Below are 25,003 nucleotides of genomic sequence, written 5' to 3' on the forward strand. Positions count from 1 at the left end.
CCACATCAACAACATCCTATTCTGATTAACTTATAAATGAATTCAAAGTACTTTAGCCTGACAGCGATCTGTATGCTTCCTTTAGTTATTTTTTGTAGCAGTAAGTCGTATGCGCAGAAAGTACCCGTGGGTACACAAACTAACGGAAGTCAGGCTAATAATGTACCTACAGCAGTACCTTTTTTGTTAATTACACCTGATGCAAGAGCCGGGGGGATGGGGGATGCAGGGGTGGCAGTCCTTCCAGATGCCAATGCGATGGCAATCAACCCTTCGAAGTTAGCATTTTTAGAACGCCCATATGGGTTTTCTGCCTCCTACAGTCCCTGGTTAAAAACATTGGTTCCAGATATTAATTTAGCCTATATCAGTGGATTTTATAAATTAGATGACGTTAGTACAATTGGTAGTTCGTTGAGATACTTTTCATTAGGGCAAATTCAATTAACCGACGAGAGTCAGCAAGATATGGGGATTTATAACCCGAATGAATTTGCATTTGATGCGACTTATGCCCGTCGTTTTGGAGAAGAATTTTCGTTGGGAACGACATTTAGATTTGTATACTCCGACCTAACTTTAGGAAATTTTTCGGCAGGACAACAAACTAAACCAGGGAAGGCTTTTGCCGCAGATGTATCTGCATACTATAAAAAACCTACCATAATCTTTAATAAAGATGCGATATTTTCGCTAGGCGCAAATATCGCTAATATTGGAACGAAGGTGAGCTATGTTGAAGGGGGAAGTAAACTCTTTCTACCTACAAATTTGAAACTGGGCGCAGCCTCAACCTTTATTATTGATGATTATAACCAGTTTACTTTTGCGCTGGATTTTAATAAACTGCTTGTACCTACTGAGCCCATTAGAGATACGGATGGAAAAATTATCGCGGGTAAAGATCCAGATCGTTCTGTTCCTGGAGGTATATTTGGTTCATTTACTGATGCCCCAGGGGGCTTTAGCGAAGAAGTTAAAGAAGTAAACATCGCATTGGGAGCAGAGTATTGGTATAACCAACAATTTGCTTTAAGGGCAGGCTATTTTTATGAAGCTCCGGAAAAGGGTAATAAAAGGTATTTTACACTTGGTGCTGGCTTAAAATACAACATCTTTAATATAGACTTTGCGTATCTAGTCGCAAATCCTCAGAAGAGTCCTTTAGCGAACACTTTGAGATTTAGTTTATTATTTAACTTTGGGAATATTAAATGAAAATTAAGGTAGGTTTTGGTTTTGATGTTCACCAGTTAAAAGATCATCATCCTTTTATGATAGGGGGTGTAAACTTAGCACATCATAAAGGAGCATTTGGACACTCTGATGCCGATGTGTTATTGCACGCCATATGTGACGCGCTTTTAGGGGCTGCTAATTTACGGGATATTGGTTTCCATTTTAAGAATACAGACCCTCAGTGGAAGGGTATTAGTAGCATTGTGCTGTTAAAAGAAACTATGAAATTGCTTCGTGAAAAGGGTTGGGAGGTTAATAACGTTGATGCTATGCTTTGTTTAGAAGCGCCGAAAATTAATCCCCATATCCCTCAAATGCAGCAAAATATTGCCGAAGCGATGGCTATGTCTGTCGACGATATTTCGATTAAAGCAACGACTAACGAAACCATGGGTTTTATTGGGAGAGAAGAAGGAGTGGTTGCTTATGCGGTATGTTTAATCCAAAAGTAATTATTCTTCAAGGTACCCGAACTTGCCCTCATTATAGTCTGCTATTGCCTGCTGTATTTCCTCTGGCCGGTTCATTAAAAATGGGCCATATTGCGCAATAGGTTCATTTATGGGTTCACCACTTAGCATTAATACTAAACTGTCTGATAGGGCTTCAACTTCAATAACCTCTCCTTCATTTTTAAAGTGGGCTAGCTGATTAGTTTTAACCAGAGAAGATTCATTAAGCCGAACCTCACCTGCAATTACAATAAACGCAGTGTTAAAATGAGATGGGAAATTAAATATTGCTTTCCCACCCTTATTTAACCGTGTATTATAGAGTTCAATTGGCGTAAAGGTACTAACGATGCCTTTAACCTGATCGAAATTTCCTGCAATTATATCAACTTCGCCTGCGCCAGCTGCTAGGGTAACTTTAGGTATTTCATCTTTTTTTATTCCTTGATATTTTGGGTTGCTCATTTTGTCTTTTGCAGGTAAATTAACCCAAAGCTGAACCATTTGAAATAATCCGCCAGTTTTGCTGAATTCTTCTTCATGATACTCTTTATGCAAAATACCACGAGCCGCTGTCATCCATTGCACATCACCCGGATAAATAACTCCACTATTTCCAGCACTATCGTGATGGGCAACGGCACCCTTGTAGGCAATGGTAACGGTTTCAAATCCTCGGTGCGGATGAACACCTACCCCTCGGGGCTTCATGCGCGCCGAAAATTCAATTTCGGCGTTATAATCAAGTAAAAAGAAAGGGCTCATTTTCAGCTTATAACCATTCGGGAAAAAATTGTGCACCCTAAAACCATCACCAACCATGTGAGGTGCAGGTGGGTTTAAAACCGCTGAAACTTGTTTTATTTTCATTAAGCGCCTTTTACAAACTGTAATTCACCTAAAATTTTAACTTCCTCACTTACCATTACACCACCTGTCTCTAAAGCAGCATTCCAGGTTAAGCCAAAGTCAGTACGGTTAATTTTTCCACTTAAGGTAAACCCTGCCTTTGTATTCCCCCATGGATCTGTAGCGATACCGCCGAACTCTGCAGTTAATTTCACTGGTTTAGTGGTTTCTTTTATGGTTAAATCTCCTTTTACGATATAATCATCGCCATCTTTTTCCACGGAAGTTGATTTAAAGCTCATCGTCGGGAATTTTTCGGCATCAAAGAAGTCAGCGCTTTTTAAGTGGTTATCACGATCAGTATTACCTGTATCAATAGAACTTATATCGCTGCTAAAAGAAATATCCGCATTCGTAAAGTCATCACCTTCAGAAGAAAGTTCGGCAGTGAAAGATTTTAAACTACCAGTTACTGTAGTAATCATTAGATGTTTTACTTTAAATTGCAATTCGCTGTGTGTTGGATCTAATGTCCATTTTGTAGTTGCCATAATTATATGTTTATAGGTTGTTATTTAATAACACAAAGTTATGGCAAGAGTTTTCCCTGTACGTTGATGTATGATAACTAATTAACTTAAACGTAGGGGTAGTGGTAGGTAAGAAAGGCAATAAAATCTTTAAATTCTAAAATTTTTCTTGGCGAGATCTTTACGGACGCGGCTTAACGATTCTGGGGTGATCCCTAAATAAGAAGCTATCATCCACTGCGGTACACGTAATGTAAGGTTGGGGTATAATTTAATAAAATCCAAATACCTGGCTTCGGCTGTTGCACTTAATAACATATTTAACCTTTTTTGCGAAAAACGGATAGAGTTGTGCAACATCAAAATATTAAGTTCTAATATTTCTGGGACAATATGTTTGATGGCGGGGAAAAAATCTTTTTTTATGATAACTACTTCAGTATCTTCTATGGCATCAATATAAAACTCAGCGGGCTCATTGAAAACTGATGTGTCCCTATCGGATAACATCCAATCTTCAGGTGCGAACTGAATAATATGTTCCTTGCCTTTCTCATCGATGGAATAATACCGTAGTAATCCGCTATTAATAAAATAGGCCTCGGATTTTGTATCGCCGGCATTTAACAAAATTTGCCCTTTTTTAATGGATTTGGTTTTTAGGCAGCTTACTGCCTCCATAGCCTGCTCTTCCGAAATGGCTAATCTGTTTTTAAGATAGGCGGCAAATCTGTCGAGCATTAGTCATTATTTTTAGCGATTGGAATATTTTCAAAGTTCGCGGCACATTTAGCACAACCAGTACCACAACCCTCCTTTTTCGGGGAAACAGCACGATAAATTATACTGCCAACATAGTATAGTGCTGCAATAAAAATAATAATGACTAAGATGAACTGGATATCCATGCCGCAAATTTACAATTTATTTATCCATTAACCCAACTGTTCCACCTACCCAATCAAAATCAGCATTATAACGAACACCAATCATTTTACCCCTACTTAACCGCGCTAAATTAATACATAATTGAGGTTCTTCACCATCTGGCCAAAGATACATCATCCTGATTTCTGCTTTTACACCTGCATCTGGTGCTTGAATAACAGGTTCATAAGTTACTTTGCGCTGCAATATCCAATTCTCAGGGTCTTTAATTTCATTAATATCCGTCGCTGTTACATCGATAATTACACCCATACCCGCAAAACTGAACAAAGGCTTTAATACATAGTTTTCTAAGTCGGATGGTATATAGGTTAAAGTATTTAAAAAATGTGTTTCTGGTACAAACTTGCTTTTTAAAAAAGGCATTGTGTATTTGCTAATGCGGTAAAACCAATTCGGATGGGTAACCCACTCAATATCTAGCTCGCTGCGAGGGTCGAAGCTCAAGTCAAATATTTTTGTGTCATCTCCAATCTCATCAAAAATAAGGCGATTGTAAATGCGCTTAAGTTGCACTTTCTCACCATTTTCTTCATAAAAAAGCTGTTCCCCTTCTTTTTTAATCGCTGATAAAGCTAAAACTTTGATACCTAATTTTTTGGCGGTTACGAAAAAGTCAATCGCCGTTTTTTGGTTTGGGGCATCTACATCCATTAAGGCCACTTCATGAGGTTGGTGGCTGCCTACAATCACTTTCCTCAATAATTCAAAATAGCTTGTTTCATTCAGGTCCCCAAAATAGGGGGTCAGTTGATCATCAAGGCTGTAAACTTTTTTAAAAGCATGAGCTAAATGAGACTGAAATCCATATAACGAAGGGAATCCCTGCATCTCGATTAACATGGGAATAACTTCTCCGTCTCCATCTTTGCATAAGCCATAATCGAAAGTTAAAAAGTGAGGATTTCCTGTTTCATTTTTAACATTCCATTGGCTAGGGATAGCATTTTGCGTAAGCTCTTTAAAGTTGTGCTGTTTGATCAAGGCAATAATTTCGTTGCCGGCCGTAATTAATTTTTCTTTTAGAGCTGTTGGGATAAAAACGGGGGTTTCGGCCACCCTAAATGGAATAGGTGGATATCCCTCTTCCAAATACTGTGTGAGCTGATGATATAGCTCATCAGTAAAATTGGCGTTAAAAGACTGACGGTATTTTTGAATCATATCTTTGAGTTTCTTCGCACTCCTTTGCGCTAAAGAGGTTGTATATATTAAACTTCCTGTAAAGTGTGAATAGCTTGATCCAGGAAATTAGGTAGGATTACACTTTGTGTTAAAGTGATCCGGCTAAGGTCGTCCAAACTATTTAGCATATCCAGATATTTGTCACTTCCATGGTTTTTAATAATGGCAGCTTTTTTTTCATCCTGGAGTAAATACATTTTCATTCCAATAGGGTCTGCTTCCGGATGAAACTGGGTTCCAATTATCTGGTCGGAAAAACGAATAGCCATTACACAGCGCTCTAGTGCAACATGCGGGCGTTCTTTTTCAATCGCTAAAATTTTCGCCCCCCTCTCAGTAAAATTATGCAATTTAGGCTGGATAACCTGCCAATCTCTACTATCTACCGAATAAAAAGGATTTGGAAGACCCTTGAAAATAGTTTCCTGTTCACCATCTTCCGTTAAACTGATAGGGAAAATGCCAAAAGCATTCGATTTCCGTTTGGTGACTTTACCTAAACCATACTTGCGACAAGCTAACTGAAAAGAATGGCAGATTAAAAAAGCATATTTTTTAACCTCATTATGCGCATTAAAGTTTTCAATTTCAGTTAACAAATTAAAAAAATCATGCTCCCATTTTGAGTCTACCCCATCAAATGGACTACCAGGTCCGCCACTTGAAATAAAAATATCGTAATCTAAACCTGGCACTTCGCCTTTTTGTCTAATATCAAAAATATCATAAGTTAAGTCGAGCGGGTATTTTTGTAAAATTTCCTTTATCCCCCTCATTCCTTGATTAGGGCTGCCATTGTTCATGTCTATCACAGCTACCTTGATATTTTTTTGCTCGCTCATTTATTACCCTGCTCCTATTAATGTTTGGGTTGTAATGTAGTCTACAACCGATTCAAAGCTACCAGTTTTCTCGTAAACTGCAAGCTGACGGTCGGCACCAGTACCATTTTGCAAAATCTTATGAACATAATTAATGTCGTTTCTACTCCCCAGATCATCTACTACATCATCTACAAAATCTAAAAGTTCCAAAATTAAATTGCGACAATTTACCTCCATTTCTTTACCGAAATCAATTAAATTCCCATCAATACCGTAACGGGCAGCGCGCCATTTGTTTTCATTAATCAATGCCCTCGAATAGCTAATGAATTCCATATTTTGCAAACGTAACTTATATAGTTTTGCACATAAAGCTTGAAATAATGCTGTGAATGCCATTGTTTCATCAATTAGCATAGGGCAATCGCAAATCCGAAATTCTACCGTGTCAAAAAATGGATGCACTCTAATATCCCACCATATTTTTTTGGCATTATCCATGCAATTTGTTTTAATGAGCAATTTTACATAATTGTCATAGTCTTCAATGCTATTAAAAATATCAGGAATGCCGGTTCGTGGAAATTTATCAAAAATCTTTGTCCGAAATGATTTATAGCCGGTATTGCGGCTTTCCCAAAAGGGCGAATTCGTTGAAAGGGCAAAAACATGGGGTAAAAAATACCGTACTTGATTAGCAATGTGGATAGCCAGCTCGCGCGATTGGAAACCTACATGTACATGTAAGCCAAAAATCAAGTTGGATCTGGCTGCTTCCTGAAGTTCGTTCACTATTTCACTGTAACGAGGATGTTCGGTAATTAATTGTTTTTCCCAGTGTGAAAAGGGATGGGTTCCAGCCGCGCCGATTCTTAAGCCTTGCTCACCTGCCAACTGTGAAACAGTATAGCGCAACTGCGAAATTTCCTTTCTCGCCTGCTCGGTATTATGACAAATACCAGTTCCAACTTCTACAACCGCTTGGTGCATTTCTGCCTTCACCTGATCTTTGTGAATTTTCTGTGCTGATTCCACTATTTTCTGATCATGCGAAGTTAACTCCCGGGTTACAGGGTCAACAACCATATATTCCTCTTCAATACCGAGGGTAAATTCATTTATCATCTTCGTACATTATGTAAAGCGTAATTATTTTTTTGGTGTTGTTGCTTTTTTAATCTTTGGCGTAGCTTTTGGTTTTTTAAGTAATGTTTTTTCTGTTAGTGGCAAGCCAGCAGCCGAAGCCTTTATATATTTACCCCAGGTTAAATTATCCTGACCAGTTTTTTGAGCTTTCGCCCTTTCAATAGCATAATTGGCAGTAGTTTCTACTACCCATTCGAAATTTTCCGGACCTACGCTTTTTAAATCTGCATCTGGGGCAGGATTACAGAAATCAATCGCAATAGGCACTCCATCTCTTACCGCAAATTCCACGGTATTAAAATCGTAACCTAAATAATTACACAGTTTCAGGGTGTATTCTTCAATTGTTTTCAATAATTTCTCGCTAGATGGCGATTTGCCGACTTCATAGCGTAAATGATGTGGGTTTCGAGGTTCGTACTGCATAATACGAACATATTTTCCCCCAATACAATAGCATCTAAAATATTCTTCAAAAATGATTTCTTCTTGTAATAGCATTACCAATTGCCCGGTTCCACTATGCTTGTCGAAAAAATCCTCTTTATCATGCAATTTATAAACGTCTTTCCATCCTCCGCCATCAAAAGGTTTCATATAAGCAGGAAAGCCTGTATATTCAAAAATAGAATCCCAATCTAAAGGCATCGTTAAGTTCGAAAAAGATTCACCCGTTGTTCCCGTAGGATGCTGCCTGGATGGAATTAATGCAGTTTTAGGAACGGGTACACCAATTTGTTCCGCAAGCGCATTGTTAAAGAATTTTTCATCCGCGCTCCACCAAAATGGGTTATTAATCACCGCTGTTCCGGTGATGGCTGCATTTTTTAACGATGCACGATAAAATGGTACGTCCTGAGAAATGCGATCAATAATAACTGCATAATCAAGGGCTGAGTTCTGGAATATTTTATCGATTTTTACTACCTCAGCAGTAATGCCTTTCTCAGCTTTCTCATTAATTCTTGCAATCACAGCCTCTGGAAACGAGCGCTCTTGTCCAAATAATATTCCTATTTTCTTCATGGGTATATTGTTAAATGTTTTAAGGGTTAATGATTAAAGTTGTGCTAGGTAATCTGGAAACATATTTCGCCATAATGGCCAATCATGGTCTGCATTCGGTCTAATATCTAACCAATGGTTGATATTTTTTTGATGTAATATGCCTGATAGCCTCTCGTTATCGCCTTTACACATGTCATGATCAGCCGTTCCCAGCACAATTTTCATCTGCCAAAGTTCAGGGTTCATATCATTGGGAAGAAAATCAACAGGATTGTTAAAAAAAGTATCGTCGTTGTAAAAGCCATCTAGCTGCCCGGTGATATCAAAGGCTCCACTCATGCTAAACAAGTGGCTTACTGCCCAAGGGTGGCGAAAAGCAAAATTAGCGGCATGATAACCTCCAAAACTGCATCCGGCGGTAATCACTTTTTGATGTCCCGTTTCGTTCTTTGCAAGAGGTACAAGCTCTTCCAGTAAGAATTTATCATACCAAATATGATTTTTAACGCGATCGGCGGGGTGAATTTCTTTATTGTACCAACTAAACTTATCTATACTATCCACACAATAGATCTTCACTTTCCCACTATCAACGAAATGTTGAACAGAATCGATTAATTTGAAATCTTTATTCTCAAAATAACTACCCATGCTTGTTGGAAAAAGTACAATAGGATAGCCGCTATGCCCAAAAATTAATGTTTTGATATCCCTGCTTAAATTCGGACTATACCATTCTTTTAGTTCTTCACTCATAGTTATAAATTTAGATGCTTTAAGATATAAAAAATCTAATCCAAACTCCAAAGAATTAACCGATTTTATTGGTTCCCTTCGGGCGTTCAGTCCATTTCCCATCGCAAGCTTTCTATTTATGATAAGATTTGTACCTTTGAGCCAGATTAGTGAGCAAGCGATATAAAATGTATACAACGTTATTACCTACCATTATTAAAACAAGCCATCAAATAAAATCTGATTTTTTAAAACGTACTGTTGATATCGAAATTTACAGTCCTGATAACTTATTGGGTAACGAGCGGGTTAATTTACTACTGCTAAATGACGGGCAAGATCTAGCGCAGATGGACTTGGAAGATACTTTAAGCCATTTGTATGAAACCTGGAAAATTGAACCAACAGTCGTAGTTGGAATCCAGGCGTCTGAAGGCAGGTTAATGGAATATGGGGTAGCTAACCGGCCAGATTTTAAAAAAAGAGGGCTTAAGGCCAATCTATACGGAGACTTTGTCATTAAAGAACTCATTCCATACATACAACGTGAGGTAGATTTAACGATTAATGGTAAACGTGCTTTTGCTGGATTTTCATTAGGGGGGGTAACTGCCTTTGATATTGCATGGAACAACGACAATTATTTTGATGCCGTAGGCGTGTTTTCTGGCTCTTTTTGGTGGAGAAAGAAAGACCTGAAAGACGGCTATACCGATGATGATCGCATTTTACATGAAATGATCCGTGAGACGAAGCGAAAACCTTCCTTAAAATTTTGGCTAATGACGGGCACAGAAGATGAGTTGGCAGACCGTAACCACAACTTCATTATCGATTCGATTGATGATACCATTGACGTCGTAAAAGAGCTCATGAAAAAAGGATATCAAAGACCGAATGATATTTTCTATTTTGAAATGGTTGGAGGTAAACACGATATCCCAACCTGGGCCAAAGCTATGCCTAAATTTTTAGAATGGGCTTTTACGAAAACAACGATTTTATAGGTATAAATCTTTTCTTATATTTACCTGGGTATGATCAGGGATAAAGTAAATCGAATAATCTTCGGGCATGATACGGGGCCAAGTAAATTGTTTGATGTGGTCCTATTATGGATCATATTGATCAGCGTTATCGTTGTTATGTTAGAAAGCGTACCTTCTTTGCAAGTGCGCTTTATGAGCGTCTTTTCCTATATCGAATGGACTATCACGATCCTTTTCACCATAGAATACATAGTGCGGATATGGAGCAGTCGCACCCCCTTTCGATATATTCTCAGCTTTTGGGGCTTGATAGATCTGCTGTCTATTTTACCAAGCTACTTAGAATTAATAGATTTCGGGTTCCACTACCTACTAGCTATCCGAATTTTCAGGTTGTTGCGTGTGTTCAGAATCCTGAAACTAGTTCGATTTAATAGAGAAGCGCAAAAACTCTTGTTGGCTATAAGGGGCAGCAGTCACAAAATTGGGGTGTTTTTAATGGTCGTTGTCTCTATCATGGTTTTATTAGGTACATTAATGTATGTGATTGAAGGGGGAGAAAACGGCTTTACTAGTATCCCACAGAGTATTTATTGGGCAATTGTTACCGTAACCACTGTAGGTTTTGGAGATGTGGTGCCACAAACTGTACTGGGAAAATTTTTATCCTCTATCGCCATGATCATGGGGTACGCCATTATCGCCGTCCCTACGGGAATCATTACGGTGGAGCTTGCTAAAAATAAGTCTGCCGATAAGATATGTGAAGTATGTAATCACGATAATCCAGATGATGCAAATTATTGCAATCAGTGTGGGCTTAAATTTTAAAGCTTGCTGATCCAAGCGGTTGACTATCACAATCTAACAAAAAAATAAAGATATAATTAGCAGGCAAATCCCTTAAAAAGCCAATAAAAAACCTTATCTTTGCGCCAAATTACAGGCGCATTTTATGCAAAAGATTAGAAATATAGCTATTATAGCACACGTTGACCACGGTAAAACTACATTGGTTGATAAAATTTTACACTCTTGTTCAATTTTTCGTGACAACGAACAAACAGGAGATTTGATATTGGATAACAACGATTTAGAGCGCGAGCGTGGAATTACGATTGTGTCTAAAAACGTTTCAGTACAATACAAAGACGTGAAAATCAACATTATTGACACCCCTGGTCACGCGGATTTTGGCGGCGAGGTAGAGCGTGTATTGAAAATGGCAGATGGTGTATTGTTACTATGCGACGCATTTGAAGGTGCAATGCCTCAAACTCGTTTTGTAACGCAGAAAGCCTTATCACTAGGTTTGAAACCTATTGTGGTTGTAAATAAAGTTGATAAAGAAAATTGCCGTCCAGAAGAGGTGTATGAGCAGATCTTCGAGTTGTTCTTTAATTTGGAAGCAACAGAAGACCAATTAGATTTTCCAGTAATTTATGGTTCTTCTAAACAAGGCTGGATGAGTACAGACTGGCAAAAACCAACAACTGATATCTTCGCTTTATTAGATACAGTTGTGTCGACTATCCCGCCAGCTCCAACAAATGATGGTACTCTGCAAATGCAGATTACTTCATTGGATTATTCCTCTTTTGTAGGACGTATCGCTGTTGGTCGCGTACATAGAGGTAGCATTAAGGAAAATCAACCCGTAACGTTGATTAAACGCGATGGGAAATTAGTTAAATCAAGAGTTAAAGAATTATATACATTCGAAGGTTTAGGAAAGATTAGAGCGACTGAAGTTAAATCTGGAGACATTTGTGCCGTTGTAGGTATTGAAGGTTTTGATATTGGCGATACAATTGCCGATTTTGAAGCGCCAGAGCAATTACCAGTAATCAAGATTGACGAACCAACGATGAATATGTTGTTCACCATTAACAACTCACCATTCTTTGGTAAGGAAGGTAAATTGGTTACCTCACAACGTATCAAAGATCGTTTAATGAAGGAAATGGAGAAAAACCTGGCCTTGAAAGTTGTTGAGACTGAAGGTGCAGATTCGTGGTTAGTATATGGTCGTGGTATCCTCCATTTATCAGTATTAATCGAAACCATGCGTCGCGAAGGCTATGAACTTCAGGTGGGTCAGCCTCAAGTAATTGTAAAGGAAATTGATGGTAAAAAACACGAACCGATTGAAACTTTGATCGTTGATGTTCCTGCTGAGGTTGCCGGAAAGGTAATTGAATTGGTGACGCAGCGTAAAGGTGAATTGTTAATCATGGAGCCAAAAGGCGACTTGCAACACTTGGAGTTCGAAATTCCAGCACGTGGTATCATAGGTTTACGTAATAACGTGTTAACCGCCACTGCAGGGGAAGCCATCATGGCACACCGCTTCAAAGCTTATGAACCTTGGAAAGGAAATATTCCAGGCCGATTGAACGGGGTATTGATTTCCATGGATAAGGGAATGACCACTGCTTACTCTATCGATAAGCTACAAGATAGAGGACGTTTCTTCGTTGATCCAGGTGTAGATATTTATGAGGGACAAATTTTAGGTGAGCATATCCGCGACAATGATTTAGTGATAAACATTGTGAAAGGAAAAGCATTAACTAACATGCGTGCATCTGGTACCGACGATAATACGCGTATTGCGCCAGCTATTAAATTCTCTTTAGAAGAAGCAATGGAATATATCCAAGCCGATGAATATATTGAGGTTACGCCGGTTGGAATGCGTTTACGTAAAATTTTCTTAACTGAGCAAGAACGTAAAGTAAAAGGAAAGATTTTCCAATCATAATACCATACGCTTATAAGCGCATAAAAATAGGAAGCCTGTAAATGAAAATTTACAGGCTTTTTTGTGTCGGCTGCGGTAGGATTATATCGCAATAAAATCTTTGAGGTCGCGGTAAGATCAGAAGAGTACCATATTTAAGACCGAAGTACAGTTAACAGGGGGTTAACAGGGAGTTAGCAGGGACCTAACAGGGAGTTAACAGGGAAATATCCCTATAAATCCCGTGTTAACTCCCTGTTAAATACGTGTCTATTTCCCTTTAAGGGTAGCAAGGGTATCAATTTGTTAAGAAGCTTTCCTATGTCATAACTATTTATTAAATTAGTAGGAGTTATTTAGCAAGATTAAAACTTAAATAAATACCGATGAACTTGAAAAATCTATTATTCGCAGTCATTACTGTGTTTACATTGCATACTGCAAGCGCACAAACTACGCCTCCATCAGCTGATGAAGTGATTAAAGAAGCTATGAAAGAAGCGAAAGCTCAAAAAAAGAAAGTATTTATTAAATTCAGTGCTTCCTGGTGCGGTTGGTGCCATAAAATGGATGCCAGTATGAATGAACCCGATATGAAACCTTTATTTGATAAGAGTTTTGTAATGCGACAATTGATCGTAATGGAATCAAAAGGAAAGGAAAACCTAGAAAACCCAGGGGCTGCAGATTTGATGAAAAAATACAATAGCGAGGGGTTTGGCATTCCATTATGGTTTATATTTGATGCAGACGGCAAATTGTTGGTCGACTCACATTTAAGGCCTGAAGGCGTGGGTATGGAGGTCAAAGGGAAAAACATCATTGGTTGTCCTGCTTCAAAAGATGAGGTTGATGCTTTTGTAAGGGCATTAAAACTTACCACAAAGCTTACCGATATAGAGCTAGCAAAAATCTTTGCCAGATTTAGGCAAAATGACCCAACTTATAAAGCGCCAGTGGTAAATAAAGCAAAATAAATTATTATTTATCTATGCTGACCAGCATGTACTCCTTCAGCAAATTCTTCCACCAATTTGTCGTTAAAGGCGGGTAGATCTTTTGGTGTTCGACTGGTTACTAAACCTTCGTCCACCACAACCTCTTCATCCAACCATTGAGCACCTGCATTAATTAAGTCTTGCGAGATATTTTTTACTGAAGTCATTCTTCTTCCTTTTACAACGTCAGCATTAATCAATGTTTGGGGACCGTGACAAATAGCGGCCACTGGTTTTTCAGCTTCAAAAAATGCTTTCACGAAGGCGATAGCATCCTCATTAACCCGAAGCTGATCTGGGTTTATCACACCTCCCGGTAAAACTAATCCATCATAGTCATCGGCTTTAGCTTCGGCTATAGATTGATCAACATTAATCTCAATAGACCAATGATCATGGCTCCAGGCTTTGATTTTTCCTTTTTTGGAAGAGATGACATCAACTGTAGCACCTTCTTCTTTCAAACGCTTGAGTGGTTCTGTTAATTCAACCTCTTCGAAACCACTTTCCGATAAAATTGCAATTCTACGATTACTTAACTGTCCCATATTATTTAATATTTATAGCTATTAAATAGTTATTTAGAACTTATTGTTTTGAAATTTTGGATTTTTCCGATGGCCCTGCTATGTTAATCGTTTGTTTTGCGATGCCTGATAAAATATTGAGCAAGGTTTAAAGCGATAAACACGTGGTTAATCACATTGGGTATAAAACCATAATAATGGCTCAAAATTTTGAACCTTTCTTTAAGGCTTGCCCAATGTTTTTTCTTAGAAATTCCGCCAACTAGATATTTGGCCACATATTGATGGGTATTTACAATATTAGATGAGTTCTTTGCAGCTTTTAAGATCCAATCAATATCTGAGCTGTATTTGTAAGCCAGGTTAAATGGTTCTGTTAAACTGCGTTTAATATAAATGGCTTGGTGACTAATATTCATTCCAAATTTAAAACTATGCCAGTCAAAGTGCTCCGGGGCGCTATGTCTTCGCTGACCTAAGCTCTTCCAGTTTTCATCGAACATCTCAGTTTCTCCATAATAGATATCTCCAGATGGTGCTGAAGCAAAAACTTCGGTAACTGTTTCTGGGGCATAAATCTCATCCCCAGAATTCATAAATAGAACATAGTTTCCAGTAGCCAAGGCCAGGCCTTTATTCATCGCATCATATATCCCTTTGTCTTTTTCCGAAATAAAATGAGCTAAACGATTTCGATAGCGTTCAATAATTTCTTTTGTCCCATCTGTTGAGGAGCCATCTACTACAATGTATTCTATATTGCTATAAGTTTGGTTTAATACCGACAACATTGTACGTTCAATATCTTTTACATTGTTATAAACAATCGTAATTACACTCAGTTTCGGTTTCATTTTATTTGGGTTGAGCGTTAATTAAGGTTTTGTATAATGCCAGGTGTTTATCAGCAATTACCGAGGGCGAAAAATTCATTAAGATAGTTCTTCTAGCTTCTTTTTGTAGCGATTCTCTATCTTCATGCAGATACAACCATTCTATGCCATCTGCAAGGTCGCTGGCAGATTGATAATCTGCTAAATAACCATTTTCTAAATGCTTCACCATGTCGGGGATGCCACCAGTTTTAAATGCAATAACGGGAGTGGCACAGGCTAAACTTTCCATTACGGTATTTGGTAAATTATCTTCTAAGGAAGGTAAAATAAATGCATCAGCAGCAGAATAGCATTTCGCTAAATGATCATCTTTATGAATGGTTCCTAGATAGGTGGTTTTAAAGGGAAATATGGGCATGTTCTCGGAGTCTTTGTTGCCAAAAATCACCAATTCTATCTTATGCCGATCTATTTCACTGCGTGAAGAAAGTTCATTTAAAGCTTCAATTAAATATTGTGTGCCTTTGTGTTTGTCGTTCTTTGAGGGCATGAAACCGCTCATGATCACAAATTTATCTGCAGTAATTTTTAAGATCTTTTTTGCTTCAGTTTTTACATAGGGTTTGAAAATGTCTGTTTCGATGGTATTCGGGATAACGGAGATATTCCGGATTCCCAATAAGCTGCTTTGTTTAACAGAAGCTGCCATCCATTTACTCGGTGCCACTACATGGAAGTTTAGCTTTGAATAAGCTTTTTGTTTTTTTGTCCAGTTAAGATGTGATAGATCGTTCTTGCCACTAAATCTCAAAAGTGGGCAGTTGCCACATTGTTGATGGAAATTTTCGCAGCTATATCTTACATGGCAACCTCCGGTAAAGGCGTTGCTGTCATGAAATGTCCAAACAATTGGTTTTTCCAATTCGTCTAGCGAAGCTAAAAGCTTGGGAGATAGGAAACCATGGTTTATCCAATGTAAATGGATTATGTCGGCTTCTTTTAAAAGCTTATTGTGATGCAGTGCTTTCCCAAACCATTGTAAAGAAAACGGAGTTTTAAGGGCCTTAACAAAAATTTTAGCCAAATACCGTTCAGCCATGATGTTAATGATGGCTCTTGCTTTGGCAAAAAAGCCTTTACTTAGATTTATAATGTTCGGATTTTGCCCAAATTTGTAATAAACTAATACACTGGAATCAGTTTCGTTATCGCGTAAGGCATTACTTAAACGTAAGCAAGCTCTTCCAGCGCCGCCGTTTCCATCATAGGTATTTAGGTGTATTACTTTCAATTAATCAAAAATATGTATTTTCACCCTACAATTCATCTCTTTAAAACAAATTATGAAGAAGAATCTATTTAACGTACTCACAGCATGGGCTTTTTTATGCCCATCTATTGTCCTTGGGCAAACTTATTTTGCAGCTTATCCATCGCTTACGCCAGATGCACAGGAAATTGTGTTTACTTATGATGGAGATATTTGGAAAGTTCCATCAAAAGGAGGTCAGGCCTCACGGTTAACGGCTATGCAAGGAGATGAAATTAATCCAAAAGTATCGCCAGATGGTAAATGGTTAGCCTTTAGCTCAAGCCAGTTTAGCAATAACGATATTTATATTGTTCCTATGGCAGGGGGAGATATTAAGCAATTAACGTTTAACGATGGAACAGATGAAGTAGATAACTGGAGCTGGGATTCCAAAACTATTTATTTTACCTCTTCAAGGTATAATTCCTTTTCGAGTTATAAAGTTGGTATTAATGGTGGTACTGCGGTAAGGTTGTTCGATAATTATTTTAATACGACTCACCATGTTGCGGAAGCTCCTAACGGAGAGTTGTTTTTTAACGACACTTGGGAAAGCAGAAATTTCGCCAATCGTAAACACTATAAAGGAGCTTATAACCCAGATATACAGTCGTACAATCCAAAAACAAAAAGCTACAAACAATATACCGATTATATAGGGAAGGATTTTTGGACAACCATTGACCAAAAAGGAGTTATCTATTTTGTGTCCGACGAAGGGAATGAAGAATACAACCTCTACACTTTTGCAAACGGCAAAAAAACGGCTTTAACGAAATTCGAATCTTCAGTTAAGCGACCTTTTGTTGCTGCAAATGGAAGTTTAATTGTTTTTGAAAAGGATTACCAGTTATGGACTTATGATGTTGCGACAAAGAAGTCTCAGAAAGTAAATATCAACACCAGTAGAAACCAAATTTTAAGCAAGGAGCAGGAGTATGATGTTAAAGCTGCTATTTCTTCCTTTGATGTTTCAACTGATGGGAAGAAATTGGCATTTATCTCAAGGGGAGAAATTTTTGTAAGTGATGCAGACGGCAAATTTATCCGTAAAATCAGCAATAGTGGTGAAAGGGCGTTGGAGCTTAAATGGCTCGCAGACAATAAGACAATTCTATTTAATCAAACTTTTAATGGTTATCAGAATTGGTATACCCTAGTGGGTGATGGAAAAAGTGTGGCCAAGCAGCTTACAAAAGATAAACGCAATAATGGCAACATTACGTTCAATAAAAGTAAAACCCTGGCGGTTTATCTTAGTGGTCGAAATGAACTTCGTTTACTGGATCTGAAAACGTTGGAGAGCAAAGTCATTGTAAACGATGAATTTTGGGCTATTCAAAACTCGACGCCGAGTTTTTCACCAAATGATCAATATGTATTATTTACTGCTTTCCGCAATTTTGAGCAGGATATTCTGGTGCATGACATCAAATCGAATAAAACCATAAACCTCACTAACACAGGTGTAACTGAGGCTGGTCCGATATGGTCGCCAGATGGGAAGTATATCTATTTTACGAGTGACCGGATTAACCCTTCCTACCCAACGGGGATGCAAAATGCGCACGTATATCGAATGGCATTAAACCACTATGATTCCCCTTTTCGTTCGGATAAATTTGACGATCTGTTTAAGGAAGACAAACCAGGAGAACCCAAAGAGGTTAAGCCAGTAATCCCTGAAAAGAAAACAGCAGACACGGCGAAGAAAAAGGTAGCGGTAAAACCTACACCAAAACCTCCAGTTGTCATTACCATTAACACACAAAAAATACTCGATCGCATTGAATTGGTAAGCCCATCGTCTGGTGTGCAATATTTGTCGGCTGTTTTTGCCAAAGGTGAAAAAACCTATATTTTCTATCAATCTAACCATGAAGGCGCAGGGGCAACCTACCGGACGACACTCGAGCCGTTTGAAAACAATAAAACAGAAAAGGTTGGAGACGGTGGATTTGAGATTATTGAGGTTAATGCGAAATTTTACGCCCTTAATAGAGGGGTGTTTAATAAGTATAACATCGATGCTAATAAAATGGATAAAGTAGACCTTGCTTATAAATTTAATAGGAACTTAAATGCAGAATTTAACCAGATGTTTTATGAAACCTGGGTTGGTTTAGATGAGAATTTTTATGACGAGCAGTTTCATGGCGTAGACTGGGAGAAGATGAAAACCCGTTATTCAGCCTACCTGCCGTATCTAAATAGTAGGGCGGATCTAAGGGTTTTATTAAATGATATGCTTGGCGAGCTTAATTCTTCCCACATGGGTTTCAATAGTTTCGGAGCAGAGGAGCGCAAGAACTATACGGCCGTTACCAATGAAACAGGGATTATATTTGATAGCGAAAACCCCTACAAAGTTGCTCGTTTAGCAGCTAAAAGTAATGCTGCGCTAACTGGGGATAAAATTTTAAAGGACGACTTGCTAACCGCAGTAAATGGCATTAAAGTGGATGAAAATTTAGATCGTGACTATTATTTTACTAAGCCCTCTTTAGACCGTGAAATGACTTTGACTTTTAAGCGGAAAGGGAAAGAAGTGAATGTAAACGTCCATCCTCAAAGTTCGGGAGCTTTAAAAACTAATTTGTACGATGAATGGATTGCGAAAAATAAGGAAAATGTAGCTCAATGGGGAAAAGACCGAATTGCCTATTCGTATATGAAAAATATGGGTGGAGGTGAATTAGAAAGGTTTTTATTAGACATGGTTGAACAAGAGAATAATAAAGATGCGATCATTCTGGACTTACGTTACAATACCGGTGGAAATGTACACGATGCAGTTTTGAAATTTTTATCTCAACGACCGTATTTGCAATGGAAGTATCGTGGAGGAAAAATGGCTCCTCAAAGCAATTTTGGGCCAGCAGTGAAACCAATTGTACTATTAATTAATGAACAATCGCTAAGTGATGCGGAAATGACGGCTGCAGGCTTTAAACATTTAAAACTGGGTAAGATTATCGGAACGGAAACCTATCGATGGATTATTTTTACTTCGGCTAAAGGATTGGTAGACGGTTCATCGTACCGCTTACCATCTTGGGGTTGTTATACGATGGATGGCAAAAACATAGAAAAGGAAGGTGTAACACCCGATATCTTTGTGAAGAACACATTTTTGGATCGACTGAGTGATAAGGATCCACAATTGGAAAGAGCTGTAGCCGAGATAATGAAAGATTTGAAATAGAGCAGTTAACCAATTAAGTTAAAAGAAACAGATGAACAACTTATTAACCGACAGAGATTTTTGGGTAAAGTATTGGGAAAGTAAAACAGATTTGTCGGTAGTCATCCCTAAAAATTATCTATTTCATCGCCAACTGGCTAACATTGTTAGTAGCAATAGGGTTAAAACAGCGATTGAATTAGGCGGTTTTCCAGGGTATTATGCTGTATTTTTAAAGAAGTATCAAAAACTAGAGGTTACCCTTTTAGATTATTTTGTGCATCCCCCCATTACCGAGGCCTTACTGGAAGCCAATGGATTAACAAGAGATGCCATTGAGATTATTGAAACGGATTTATTTAAGTATCAAACATTAAAGCAGTACGACTTGGTACTTAGTTGCGGCTTGATAGAACATTTTAATGATACAGCGGATATCATTAACCGCCATATAGCCTTTGTAAAGCCTGGAGGAACATTATTTATTACACTTCCCAATTTTAAAGCTATAAATGGCTGGTTTCAGAAAAGCTTTGACAGGGATAACTATGATAAGCATAATATCGATTGCATGGATCCTGCTTTATTGGCTAAAATTTGTACTGATGCAGGATTAACGGTTGTACAAGCTCGTTATTTTGGAAAGTTTAGCTTGTGGCTGGAGAATGAAAAACAGCAATCGATTGGCGTACAACTGCTCAAAAAGTCAATGTGGTTGACAGGCAAGTTATTTACGAAGGTGTTTGCTTTTGAGTCGAAACAATTATCGCCCTACATAATTTTAGAAGCCAAAAAACCTTAAACCATGACGATAAGCTTTGGCTATTCTCCTAAAATTGAAAAATTTATCCCTTTGGGCGATTTCCCTCAGGATAGGTATTTAATTATTGCGCGACAGGCCATAGAAAACTTAGGCTGGAGCCTGAGCCATATATCTGAACGCGGCATTATAGCCTATACGCCCGTCTCTCTTCAATCATATAGTGAAGAAATCTCTATCCGAATAGAAAATAACTTTGCCATCTTTAAGAGTGAATGCGTAGGCATTCAAATGTTGTTTACAGACTACGGCAAAAATGCTGTTAACATGGAGAAGTTTTTCCATGAATTTGAGTATGTAGAATTTCATTTAAAAGATGTCTGGGAAGATAGCTTGCAAAAGTTTCATGATTTTGTAGCTACACAGGATAAAGACTATTTTGAAAAAGCGCCTTTAACGGCTAAGAACAAGATCAAAAATATATTCTATTTGCTTTTGCCGCAAAAGAATTATCTGGTAACGCCTATTCTGGTTCTCACTACTGGGGCTTGTTTTGTTATTTCTACAATTTTTCTCATGCTATTCGCGAGTTTTTTGGTCCATAAAGGCCGTTCAATAGAAGTGGATAAAATCGGTTATTATATTGGGGCTACCAGCAGAGAGCAACTTTTTAACGGACAGTTTTGGCGATTAATCACCTATCAGTTTTTGCATGCTGGTATTTCACATATATTTTTTAATATGTATGCGCTTGTTTATATAGGGTTAATGGTAGAGCATAAGTTAGGTAGATGGAAATATATAGCTACTTATCTGATTAGTGGAATATGTGGGGGATTATTAAGTGCAGCTTACCACGACTCGGGATACATGGTTGGTGCTTCTGGTGCTATTATGGGGTTATTCGGAGCTTTTATGGCGCTCTTATTAAGCAAGGCTTTCGAAAGAAATGCAACAAAAGCGCTGCTAATTAGTACGCTCTTTGTAGTGGCTATTATGCTGGTTAACGGCAGTTTAAAAGAAGGGGTAGATAACGCTGCCCATGTTGGCGGATTAATATCCGGGTTTATAATCGGCTACCTGTTGTACAATGAAAAATTGTGGAAATGGACCTTGCCACTTAAGTTAAGATATGCGTTTGTAGCCTTCTTAACATTGATTTTTGCTGCGGTTGTGTTGCTACTCACCCCCCAGATTCAAACTAAGGAGTTTGTTGAGCTTGAAGAAAAATATAAACAAAACTGGAAGACTTATCATACTATTTTCAAGCTTCCGGCAGATTTGCCAACTGGTAAAAAGTTAACCATTGTACAAGAAAGAGGCATTGATTTGTGGAAAGAAAACGAATTATTAGTGAAGAAGATGCTCGCCCTTAAACTCACTAAAAAACAACGTATGCAGGCTGAATTTAATGCCAAAGTAGTTGAAATCCAGTCCAAAATAGTGGTATTGCTCTATAAAGAATGCGCCGAAAGTACGAAGTACTATCGGCGCGAAATAAGGGAATTAACTAGGGAACTGAATGCATTGAGAATGGAATCAGACTAGATAGGTAGTTTATAAAGGCCAAACCCGTTTAATGTAATACAAACCGGAGCGCTTAGTTTAATTCTCACTTTGGAAGTGTTGATAGGCTCGTTCATTTTAATCAGTCGTTTAGCGCCAATACTAGCGCCTACTGCAACTTCTTTCCACTCGCCGTTTGTCATTACCTCAATGCTAAAACTATCAATACGCTGACCTAGCTGAATGTATTCTTGTAAACTGATGATGTCAAATGTAACCGGTTCTTTAAATTCAAGGGTAATTATTCCCTGTTTGTTTTCATCGGTCGTTGCCCAATAAGTATTTTTATTATTGTCGTTAATAAAGCTTGGGTTAAAATTTTTACCTCGGCTATTGCTTGCAGTTACTTTAGCGTTTTTAGCAAGATTTGTCGCAAATGTCTTTTTAACTTTCTCGCCAAAGGCTTTTAGGGAAGCCACGTCATCATCATGAAGCAATCCTCTGGTATCGGGTGCCAGGCCCAAATCTAAACCTGCGCCACGCCCAACACTCTTCAAGTATAGATCGAATAGTTGATCTGGGCTTTTGGGCTTTTCTTTTTCGTGAAAGAACCACCCTTTTCTTAGCGGCACATCGCATTCTGCGGGCATCCAAAATTTACCGTCTCTAATTCCTTTCGGACTATCTGGATAATTGGATTGACCAGGAACAGCTACATTTTGTCCTTTAGCAGGCATGGGCGTAAAGGTTGCCCAGCTTGTATCAGCCGCAAAACCATATTCATTGCCTACCCACCTTACATCTAAACCTACATCACTAAATATGTTGGCCATCGGCTGCATCTTCCTGGTTATTTGCCAAGTGTTTTGCCAGTCATAATAGGTGGTATTGTCAATTGATCGCTTTTCTCTGGCGCCACCATAGTAACCATCTCCGCCATTAGCGCCATCATGCCAGCTCATAAAAAGTTCACCGTAGTTGCTATACAATTCTTTTAGCTGCGCTTGATAAAGAGCCAGATAATCAGCGCTGCCGTATTTTTCGTTATTCCTATCCCATGGCGAACAATATACCCCAAATTTGAGACCATATTTTCGTGCAGCCTTCTCCATTTCTTTAACCATATCGCCATTTCCATTTCTAAAAGGACTTTTAGAAATATTATAGGCTGTTGTTTTGGTAGGCCATAAGGCAAAGCCATCATGGTGTTTTGCTACAAACACTAATCCTTTTAAGCCGCCATCTTTTGCCGCTTTTACAATTTGCTCTGCATCAAAGTTTACCGGATTAAAAATCTTGGGATCAGCATCGCCATAACCCCACTCTTTATTTTCGTAAGTTGTAGGGGTAAAGTGCACCAAACCATACATCTCAATATCATGCCACGCTAACTGCCTTTCGCTAGGTAACGCACCATAGGGTTTTGGCGGACTTTGCGCAAAAGCAACAGAGAAATGAGTTAACAGAATTATTAAAAGGATTTTCTTCATGATCAGTTGATATAAGATCTAAATTTAGTTATTTGCGGCCAAAATATTGCGCTAATTTTTCTTTTACAAAACGCTTAACCCTCACCATCATATTGCCTTTTCTGTTTTGTAGAAATGATTTGATAGCTTTATATGCTAAGGTGTTTTCTTGTACCAGCGTAGGAAATTCTTGTATGGGTTTGGGATTGATAATGACATTATAAATATCATTAATGCCTGAATGGACTCCAGTTCCATCATGCCCAATGTTATTCACCAATGATTGTGAGGGATTTAAGGTTAGGCCATTTTTCAAAAAAATAGAAGCATACCATCTAATTGCCCAACTATTGTTCTTCCCCTTTTTGAATTGGCGCATTTGTCGCCAGAAATTCATCGTGTGTTCTATTGAAAATGCCGCTTTTCTTGGCTTATCGAATTGTTTCATCAAGGTGTCGATGTTAGGCTCGAAATGCGCCCAAGCCCGTTCCCACGTTGCCCAACCCCAGCTTGTTGCCGCTCTATAAAAGAAACTTTGCGGTAAATTTTTTGTGGTTAAGGGATACATGTACGCACCAATGTGCATAACCCGTTCCTCGTTTCGGTAAAGATTTAATGCTTCATTAAAATAGGTGAGAGTATAGGGCGACGAGATCAGGTCATCCTCAAAAACGATAATTTGTCCATATGTTTTAGTTAATTCACTAACTCCATCAATGATCGAGTTAGCCAGCCCCATGTTTTCTTTTCTTTCGACAACAGTAACCGATTTAAAGCCATCAATTTTTTGTATAAAGTTTCGTACTTCCAATACTTTTTCTTCATCGGCAGTAGTTCTTGCACCATCAGAAAATATAAATAATCTGCTTTCTGAGGCTAGTTCATTCTGCTGCAGAAATTTAACCGTGCGCGCTGTATGTTGCGGCCGGTTGTAAACGAAAAGGGCTATGGGAGCTAGTTTCTGCATAAGGTTAACAGCCGACTTCGTAAGTCGCTAAAAGATATGTAAGTTTTGATCAGATTTTTTAGTTAAAACGGTATAAGCGTTGGCAAATTGTTCTTTTTTCTTCTTTCCTAAAACATTGCCTAAGTTATTTTTTATATAGTATTCTGCTGCTATTTTTAGTTTTTTAAGGAAGGATTTAGGTGATTTCTTATTTACAAACTCATTAAAGTAATTCACTTCAGGCTGGGTTATCGAAACCTTATCGGCTATCACTTCCAGCCCTTCACTTTTTAATAAAAATCGTAATGAAGTGGGGGTGTACATATTAATATGTCCGTAATCCAGAAAATGTTTCATTCGATTGTCGACACCAAAGCGATAATCCCGTGGTACTTCAATGGCAATATATTTAGCAACTCTTTTTAGCTCACGAATTAAAATTCGCTCATGTTCTACGTGTTCTAACACATGGGCTAAAATAATAAGGTCAAAACTATCATCGGGGTATGGAATCTTATACCCATCAAAGGTCTGTGCAGCTTTAAGGCGGCCCAGATTTCTCTTTTTTATTAGCTCTACTCCGCTCTGTGCAATTTCAAGGGCATACAGTTCTTTGCCAAAGTTCCATTCATTGAGGTAATGTAAAATGCTTCCATCACCGGCACCAACTTCCAATACTGTTTTAGGCTCAATGTTTTTACATACGTCTAAAAGGTTTTTAGCTTTAAACTTGGCGCCCAGCATTCTCCAAGCAGTGTCGCTATGGGTATAAAAATCGTCGTAAGCGGTTTTTACTTCATCACTTAACATATTCATA

General features: G+C 38.2%; 24 protein-coding genes. 9 read left to right on the forward strand and 15 right to left on the reverse strand.

Going from position 1 to position 25,003, the window contains the following annotated elements; translation table 11 throughout:
- Nucleotides 1-36 precede the first annotated feature (36 nt).
- Nucleotides 37-1,218, forward strand: coding sequence for a type IX secretion system outer membrane channel protein PorV (gene porV, locus BM207_RS00930; protein ID WP_090991679.1), 1,182 nt, complete (start codon nt 37-39; stop codon nt 1,216-1,218).
- Nucleotides 1,215-1,691, forward strand: a complete 477-nt coding sequence (gene ispF, locus BM207_RS00935; RefSeq protein WP_090991680.1) for a 2-C-methyl-D-erythritol 2,4-cyclodiphosphate synthase — start codon at nt 1,215-1,217, stop codon at nt 1,689-1,691. Before porV ends, ispF begins: the two co-directional genes overlap by 4 nt.
- Here ispF and BM207_RS00940 read toward each other — a convergent pair whose 3' ends face one another.
- The 9 genes from BM207_RS00940 to BM207_RS00980 all read right to left on the reverse strand — a co-directional run bounded on the left by BM207_RS00940 (nt 1,692) and on the right by BM207_RS00980 (nt 8,937).
- Entirely contained in the window at nt 1,692-2,561 is an 870-nt protein-coding gene (locus tag BM207_RS00940; RefSeq protein WP_090991681.1) for a pirin family protein, read from the reverse strand.
- Nucleotides 2,561-3,091, reverse strand: coding sequence for a YceI family protein (locus BM207_RS00945; RefSeq protein WP_090991682.1), 531 nt, complete (start codon nt 3,089-3,091; stop codon nt 2,561-2,563). Before BM207_RS00945 ends, BM207_RS00940 begins: the two co-directional genes overlap by 1 nt.
- 129 nt (nt 3,092-3,220) lie before the next feature.
- The gene (locus BM207_RS00950; protein ID WP_090991683.1) at nt 3,221-3,811 is read right to left on the reverse strand and encodes a Crp/Fnr family transcriptional regulator; all 591 of its coding nucleotides are present in this window, start codon (nt 3,809-3,811) and stop codon (nt 3,221-3,223) included.
- Nucleotides 3,811-3,978 carry a FeoB-associated Cys-rich membrane protein gene (locus tag BM207_RS00955; protein WP_090991684.1) on the reverse strand — a complete coding sequence of 56 codons (168 nt, stop codon included), beginning with the start codon at nt 3,976-3,978 and terminating at the stop codon, nt 3,811-3,813. Before BM207_RS00955 ends, BM207_RS00950 begins: the two co-directional genes overlap by 1 nt.
- A 16-nt stretch (nt 3,979-3,994) precedes the next feature.
- Entirely contained in the window at nt 3,995-5,182 is a 1,188-nt protein-coding gene (locus tag BM207_RS00960; RefSeq protein WP_090991685.1) for a hypothetical protein, read from the reverse strand.
- A 47-nt stretch (nt 5,183-5,229) separates the two neighbouring features.
- Entirely contained in the window at nt 5,230-6,045 is an 816-nt protein-coding gene (locus BM207_RS00965) for a type 1 glutamine amidotransferase (RefSeq protein ID WP_090991686.1), read from the reverse strand.
- A gap of 3 nt (nt 6,046-6,048) precedes the next feature.
- On the reverse strand, nt 6,049-7,152 hold the full coding sequence (locus BM207_RS00970; RefSeq protein WP_090991687.1) for a carboxylate-amine ligase: 1,104 nt from the start codon (nt 7,150-7,152) through the stop codon (nt 6,049-6,051).
- A 24-nt stretch (nt 7,153-7,176) separates the two neighbouring features.
- Nucleotides 7,177-8,199 (reverse strand): ATP-grasp domain-containing protein, encoded by a 1,023-nt coding sequence (locus BM207_RS00975; protein WP_090991688.1) that lies wholly within the window; start codon nt 8,197-8,199, stop codon nt 7,177-7,179.
- A gap of 33 nt (nt 8,200-8,232) precedes the next feature.
- Nucleotides 8,233-8,937, reverse strand: a complete 705-nt coding sequence (locus BM207_RS00980; RefSeq protein ID WP_090992049.1) for an esterase family protein — start codon at nt 8,935-8,937, stop codon at nt 8,233-8,235.
- A 167-nt stretch (nt 8,938-9,104) separates the two neighbouring features.
- Between BM207_RS00980 and BM207_RS00985 the strand changes: the two genes are divergently transcribed.
- From BM207_RS00985 to BM207_RS01000, 4 genes are all read left to right on the forward strand, one after another.
- The gene (locus BM207_RS00985) at nt 9,105-9,923 is read left to right on the forward strand and encodes an alpha/beta hydrolase (protein ID WP_090991689.1); all 819 of its coding nucleotides are present in this window, start codon (nt 9,105-9,107) and stop codon (nt 9,921-9,923) included.
- A 30-nt stretch (nt 9,924-9,953) separates the two neighbouring features.
- Nucleotides 9,954-10,736, forward strand: a complete 783-nt coding sequence (locus tag BM207_RS00990) for an ion transporter (protein WP_090991690.1) — start codon at nt 9,954-9,956, stop codon at nt 10,734-10,736.
- 124 nt (nt 10,737-10,860) lie between these two features.
- A complete protein-coding gene (gene typA / locus BM207_RS00995; RefSeq protein ID WP_090991691.1) occupies nt 10,861-12,669 on the forward strand; it encodes a translational GTPase TypA in 1,809 nt (602 codons plus the stop codon).
- Nucleotides 12,670-13,034: 365 nt separating this feature from the next.
- Complete coding sequence (locus BM207_RS01000; RefSeq protein WP_090991692.1) at nt 13,035-13,625, forward strand: thioredoxin family protein; 591 nt, start codon at nt 13,035-13,037, stop codon at nt 13,623-13,625.
- Between the two features lie 8 nt (nt 13,626-13,633).
- Here BM207_RS01000 and BM207_RS01005 read toward each other — a convergent pair whose 3' ends face one another.
- The 3 genes from BM207_RS01005 to BM207_RS01015 all read right to left on the reverse strand — a co-directional run bounded on the left by BM207_RS01005 (nt 13,634) and on the right by BM207_RS01015 (nt 16,300).
- Nucleotides 13,634-14,194 (reverse strand): type 1 glutamine amidotransferase domain-containing protein, encoded by a 561-nt coding sequence (locus tag BM207_RS01005; protein ID WP_090991693.1) that lies wholly within the window; start codon nt 14,192-14,194, stop codon nt 13,634-13,636.
- Between the two features lie 83 nt (nt 14,195-14,277).
- Nucleotides 14,278-15,027: a glycosyltransferase family 2 protein gene (locus BM207_RS01010; protein WP_090991694.1), complete on the reverse strand. Its 750-nt coding sequence runs from the start codon at nt 15,025-15,027 to the stop codon at nt 14,278-14,280.
- Between the two features lies 1 nt (nt 15,028).
- The gene (locus BM207_RS01015; protein ID WP_090991695.1) at nt 15,029-16,300 is read right to left on the reverse strand and encodes a glycosyltransferase family 4 protein; all 1,272 of its coding nucleotides are present in this window, start codon (nt 16,298-16,300) and stop codon (nt 15,029-15,031) included.
- A 52-nt stretch (nt 16,301-16,352) separates the two neighbouring features.
- Between BM207_RS01015 and BM207_RS01020 the strand changes: the two genes are divergently transcribed.
- From BM207_RS01020 to BM207_RS01030, 3 genes are read left to right on the forward strand one after another with little or no spacing between them, the layout of a single operon-like run.
- A complete protein-coding gene (locus tag BM207_RS01020; RefSeq protein WP_090991696.1) occupies nt 16,353-19,526 on the forward strand; it encodes a S41 family peptidase in 3,174 nt (1,057 codons plus the stop codon).
- Nucleotides 19,527-19,557: 31 nt separating this feature from the next.
- Entirely contained in the window at nt 19,558-20,307 is a 750-nt protein-coding gene (locus tag BM207_RS01025; RefSeq protein ID WP_090991697.1) for a class I SAM-dependent methyltransferase, read from the forward strand.
- Nucleotides 20,308-20,310: 3 nt separating this feature from the next.
- Complete coding sequence (locus tag BM207_RS01030) at nt 20,311-21,813, forward strand: rhomboid family intramembrane serine protease (RefSeq protein ID WP_090991698.1); 1,503 nt, start codon at nt 20,311-20,313, stop codon at nt 21,811-21,813.
- Here the strand turns inward: BM207_RS01030 and BM207_RS01035 are convergent.
- Genes BM207_RS01035 through BM207_RS01045 form a run of 3 tightly spaced genes read right to left on the reverse strand, consistent with a single transcriptional unit; the run spans nt 21,810 to nt 25,002 of the window.
- Nucleotides 21,810-23,261 (reverse strand): alpha-L-fucosidase, encoded by a 1,452-nt coding sequence (locus BM207_RS01035; RefSeq protein ID WP_090991699.1) that lies wholly within the window; start codon nt 23,259-23,261, stop codon nt 21,810-21,812. The two genes, BM207_RS01030 and BM207_RS01035, sit on opposite strands and share 4 nt — an antisense overlap.
- A 28-nt stretch (nt 23,262-23,289) precedes the next feature.
- Nucleotides 23,290-24,207: a glycosyltransferase gene (locus tag BM207_RS01040; protein WP_090991700.1), complete on the reverse strand. Its 918-nt coding sequence runs from the start codon at nt 24,205-24,207 to the stop codon at nt 23,290-23,292.
- 27 nt (nt 24,208-24,234) lie between these two features.
- Nucleotides 24,235-25,002 carry a class I SAM-dependent methyltransferase gene (locus BM207_RS01045; protein ID WP_245767997.1) on the reverse strand — a complete coding sequence of 256 codons (768 nt, stop codon included), beginning with the start codon at nt 25,000-25,002 and terminating at the stop codon, nt 24,235-24,237.
- Nucleotide 25,003 lies beyond the last annotated feature (1 nt).

This window comes from Pedobacter insulae (assembly GCF_900113525.1).
Lineage (GTDB): Bacteria > Bacteroidota > Bacteroidia > Sphingobacteriales > Sphingobacteriaceae > Pedobacter > Pedobacter insulae.

Bases quoted from the DNA above. Each gene is read 5' to 3' on its own strand.
- porV (WP_090991679.1), top strand. From the start codon at position 37: ATGAATTCAAAGTACTTTAGCCTGACAGCGATCTGTATGCTTCCTTTA.
- ispF (WP_090991680.1), top strand. From the start codon at position 1,215: ATGAAAATTAAGGTAGGTTTTGGTTTTGATGTTCACCAGTTAAAAGAT.
- BM207_RS00940 (WP_090991681.1), bottom strand. From the start codon at position 2,561: ATGAAAATAAAACAAGTTTCAGCGGTTTTAAACCCACCTGCACCTCAC.
- BM207_RS00945 (WP_090991682.1), bottom strand. From the start codon at position 3,091: ATGGCAACTACAAAATGGACATTAGATCCAACACACAGCGAATTGCAA.
- BM207_RS00950 (WP_090991683.1), bottom strand. From the start codon at position 3,811: ATGCTCGACAGATTTGCCGCCTATCTTAAAAACAGATTAGCCATTTCG.
- BM207_RS00955 (WP_090991684.1), bottom strand. From the start codon at position 3,978: ATGGATATCCAGTTCATCTTAGTCATTATTATTTTTATTGCAGCACTA.
- BM207_RS00960 (WP_090991685.1), bottom strand. From the start codon at position 5,182: ATGATTCAAAAATACCGTCAGTCTTTTAACGCCAATTTTACTGATGAG.
- BM207_RS00965 (WP_090991686.1), bottom strand. From the start codon at position 6,045: ATGAGCGAGCAAAAAAATATCAAGGTAGCTGTGATAGACATGAACAAT.
- BM207_RS00970 (WP_090991687.1), bottom strand. From the start codon at position 7,152: ATGATAAATGAATTTACCCTCGGTATTGAAGAGGAATATATGGTTGTT.
- BM207_RS00975 (WP_090991688.1), bottom strand. From the start codon at position 8,199: ATGAAGAAAATAGGAATATTATTTGGACAAGAGCGCTCGTTTCCAGAG.
- BM207_RS00980 (WP_090992049.1), bottom strand. From the start codon at position 8,937: ATGAGTGAAGAACTAAAAGAATGGTATAGTCCGAATTTAAGCAGGGAT.
- BM207_RS00985 (WP_090991689.1), top strand. From the start codon at position 9,105: ATGTATACAACGTTATTACCTACCATTATTAAAACAAGCCATCAAATA.
- BM207_RS00990 (WP_090991690.1), top strand. From the start codon at position 9,954: ATGATCAGGGATAAAGTAAATCGAATAATCTTCGGGCATGATACGGGG.
- typA (WP_090991691.1), top strand. From the start codon at position 10,861: ATGCAAAAGATTAGAAATATAGCTATTATAGCACACGTTGACCACGGT.
- BM207_RS01000 (WP_090991692.1), top strand. From the start codon at position 13,035: ATGAACTTGAAAAATCTATTATTCGCAGTCATTACTGTGTTTACATTG.
- BM207_RS01005 (WP_090991693.1), bottom strand. From the start codon at position 14,194: ATGGGACAGTTAAGTAATCGTAGAATTGCAATTTTATCGGAAAGTGGT.
- BM207_RS01010 (WP_090991694.1), bottom strand. From the start codon at position 15,027: ATGAAACCGAAACTGAGTGTAATTACGATTGTTTATAACAATGTAAAA.
- BM207_RS01020 (WP_090991696.1), top strand. From the start codon at position 16,353: ATGAAGAAGAATCTATTTAACGTACTCACAGCATGGGCTTTTTTATGC.
- BM207_RS01025 (WP_090991697.1), top strand. From the start codon at position 19,558: ATGAACAACTTATTAACCGACAGAGATTTTTGGGTAAAGTATTGGGAA.
- BM207_RS01030 (WP_090991698.1), top strand. From the start codon at position 20,311: ATGACGATAAGCTTTGGCTATTCTCCTAAAATTGAAAAATTTATCCCT.
- BM207_RS01035 (WP_090991699.1), bottom strand. From the start codon at position 23,261: ATGAAGAAAATCCTTTTAATAATTCTGTTAACTCATTTCTCTGTTGCT.
- BM207_RS01040 (WP_090991700.1), bottom strand. From the start codon at position 24,207: ATGCAGAAACTAGCTCCCATAGCCCTTTTCGTTTACAACCGGCCGCAA.
- BM207_RS01045 (WP_245767997.1), bottom strand. From the start codon at position 25,002: ATGAATATGTTAAGTGATGAAGTAAAAACCGCTTACGACGATTTTTAT.